We start from the raw sequence: 2,838 nt of genomic DNA, 5'->3' as shown, positions 1-2,838 counted from the left end.
CGCTGGTGGTACTGGATCCGCAGGGATCTGGGAGGCCCAGTCGTGCCGACAATTTTTTTCACCCCTCGTCTGAAATAGACGGGGGGTTTTTAGTGCTTTCTGAGGATCGATCGGGTTCTGGACCCCAGTCTCATTTCGCGTCAGCCGCGAATGGGTTGGAGGCCGAACATTCACCCGTGATCACACCAGGTTTCCTGCTGCCGATACCGCGAACCCGCCAAGACCAGAAATATCCGGATGGTGTCAACAAGGCCGGAATTATAAGGATGACTATCGTCCTCAAACTGGCCGCCTCCTTCACCAAGGCAGAGCGGACAGTGCATGGCAACGGCCACATGAAGCTTGGGACGCCAACAAGCGCGTACCCCAGCTCTCGCAGCACTCCTTGCGCCGTCCGATCCACGCCAACGTCCACCCAGCCCCAGGATCGGTTTTCTCTCGGTGGCCCCCCATCTCCGGCTGGGTCGTTGCGTTTCACGCGGTGTGTTGTAGAGCCCGATCAGTGGTTTGTCAGTATCACCGCGATTTCCTCTCGTCCTGCCAAAAGCAAGGTGCGACCGGGCAGATTAAGGGGGCAAATGCCGTGTTGCCGAACACCAAGAACGTGACGTTACACCCAGAGGGGAACGCAAGGAGTAATCGGAGTCGTACGCAGGCTATTAATAGGTTTGGGGCCGGCACCTGCGGCAAACCTGAATAAAGCCTTTAACCATGCTACAATAGGAGAAGCTTGGGCTCACGGCAACTTTAGTACAAAGTGTCTAGGAGCCGCCCTGAATTTTCGCCTCATGGCACTGGGTCATTGTCATGTCTGCAACAATGGCCGAAGGGGAGTTCACTGATCAGCCAGTACAAGGCTGTAGTAAGAAAGGCAGGTATAATTTGTGCCCATAAAAATTCCCGATCATCTTCCGGCCAAAGAGATTTTGCACCGTGAGAATATTTTTGTCATGGGCGACCAAAAAGCAGGACATCAGGATATTCGACCCTTGCGAATCATTATCTTGAATCTTATGCCTCTTAAGGAGACGACCGAGACGCAGTTGTTGCGATTGTTGGGCAATACGCCATTACAAGTTGATGTGACTTTGCTCCGGATTAAGAATCATAATTCGAAAAACACGTCTCAAGAGCATTTGATGGCTTTTTACAATACCTTTGACGAAATTGCGGACCAGTATTTTGATGGCATGATTGTTACGGGAGCTCCTATAGAGCATCTCGCTTTTGAAGAGGTGGACTACTGGCCGGAAATGCAGCGGATATTGGACTGGAAGTTAGAGCATGTGACATCCACTTTTCATATCTGTTGGGGGGCACAGGCTGCTCTTTACCATCACTATGGCATTCCTAAATATGACTTGCCGCAAAAAATGTTTGGAGTTTTTGAGCACCGCCTACGTGAACAAACACCTCTTGTCCGAGGCTTCGATGAACAATTTTTCGTGCCGCACTCGCGCCACACAGAAATTCGAGAGGAGGATGTTGTTAAAATTCCGGCTTTGAAGATTTTGGCGGATTCAGCGGATGCAGGATTATATCTTTTGGCCACTAAGGATGGGCGGCAGGTTTTTGCCACCGGTCATGCCGAATATGATAGTGACAGCTTGAGCAAGGAGTACGAACGCGACAAGGGCCGCGGATTAGACATTGCAATGCCGCGCGACTACTTTCCAGCGAACAACCCAGCCAAAACTCCGGTGCATAAATGGAGAGCTCATGCGCACCTACTGTTTAGCAACTGGTTGAACTACTATGTTTACCAGGAAACGCCCTATGAGTTGGGCAGGCCGCGCGTTTAAAGGAGAAGGAGGTTATTGCAGCTGGGTCAATGCGTGCCTTTGGGCGTCGAATTGATCTTGTGTGATCCGTCCGTTATTGCGTAGCGCACGTAGGTTTTCCAATTGGTCATGAAATACCGTATTGTAGCGGTCATCAAATTGGTCATCGGTCATCGAAAAAATTCGGATAGCCTCAATGAATGAGGCAATCATGGGAATAAATGTCCAAGAAAAGAGAACATAGAGCACGCCTTGTGCGTGTTTCCTGAGATAAAATTTCTGTAGGCCAAATGCGCCCAAAAATAGGGCTAAAAGCCCGGCGTTGACCTTGTCCCTCATAATGTGCCCTCCTTCGCAGTGGTGGATGCGCTATTTCTTAAAAAGATCTAAGTAACGGCCATATCCGGCTTCTTCGAGCTTTGTGATGGGAATAAAGCGCAGCGCTGCGGAATTAATGCAATAGCGTAGTCCGCCCTTATCCCGTGGGCCATCATCAAAAACATGTCCTAAATGGGAATCTGCTTCTGTACTGCGCACTTCAATCCGGCGCATTCCGTGACTGGTGTCCAGAGTCTCATGGATCACGTCCGGGCTTAATGGTTTTGTAAAACTTGGCCATCCACAATGCGAATCGAACTTGTCCCGAGAAGAGAATAATGGGATCCCGGAGACGACATCAACGTACAGCCCTTCTTCATGGTTATCCCAATATTCATTTTGATACGGAGGTTCTGTTCCGTTTTGTTGGGTTACGAAGAATTGGAGGGGCGTAAGCTTCGGTAAAGCGTCGTCTTTTTTTGACAGTGGAATCACCTCATTGTTGCTTTTGTTTGGGATGTGCCATCTATTAATATTAACGTTGGTACTCTCACCATACACCCATTAGTTGGAGAAGAGCAATGCGGTGGGAGTAAAGTTCAGCCAACCAAAAAACTTTAAAAAAGCTATAGACAAATCCTGTGCCATGGTGTTATTATATCAAAGCTGTCCGCGAGGACAGTGAGCCCCCCGCTTCAGCGGGCGGCGTCGGTCCTTGAAAACTATATCGTCATGAATG

3 protein-coding genes are annotated in these 2,838 nt (G+C 49.4%); 1 reads left to right on the top strand and 2 read right to left on the bottom strand.

Features of this window, described 5'->3' with window-relative positions:
• Positions 1-884: 884 nt before the first annotated feature.
• A complete protein-coding gene (metA, locus tag CO251_RS00055) occupies positions 885-1,802 on the top strand; it encodes a homoserine O-succinyltransferase (protein WP_103373776.1) in 918 nt (305 codons plus the stop codon).
• Between the two features lie 12 nt (positions 1,803-1,814).
• On the opposite strand, the gene CO251_RS00050 is transcribed toward metA, so the two are convergent.
• Positions 1,815-2,120, bottom strand: coding sequence for an NINE protein (locus tag CO251_RS00050; protein WP_103373775.1), 306 nt, complete (start codon positions 2,118-2,120; stop codon positions 1,815-1,817).
• A 30-nt stretch (positions 2,121-2,150) separates the two neighbouring features.
• Positions 2,151-2,585 (bottom strand): peptide-methionine (R)-S-oxide reductase MsrB, encoded by a 435-nt coding sequence (msrB, locus tag CO251_RS00045; protein WP_242968140.1) that lies wholly within the window; start codon positions 2,583-2,585, stop codon positions 2,151-2,153.
• Positions 2,586-2,838: the final 253 nt, after the last annotated feature.

This window comes from Sulfobacillus sp. hq2 (assembly GCF_002903155.1).
Taxonomy (GTDB): Bacteria; Bacillota; Sulfobacillia; order Sulfobacillales; family Sulfobacillaceae; genus Sulfobacillus; species Sulfobacillus thermotolerans.
This window is presented reverse-complemented; position numbering and strand designations above follow the sequence as displayed.

Excerpts from the sequence above, each read along its gene's own strand:
- CO251_RS00050 (WP_103373775.1), bottom strand. The coding sequence starts at position 2,120 with ATGAGGGACAAGGTCAACGCCGGGCTTTTAGCCCTATTTTTGGGCGCA.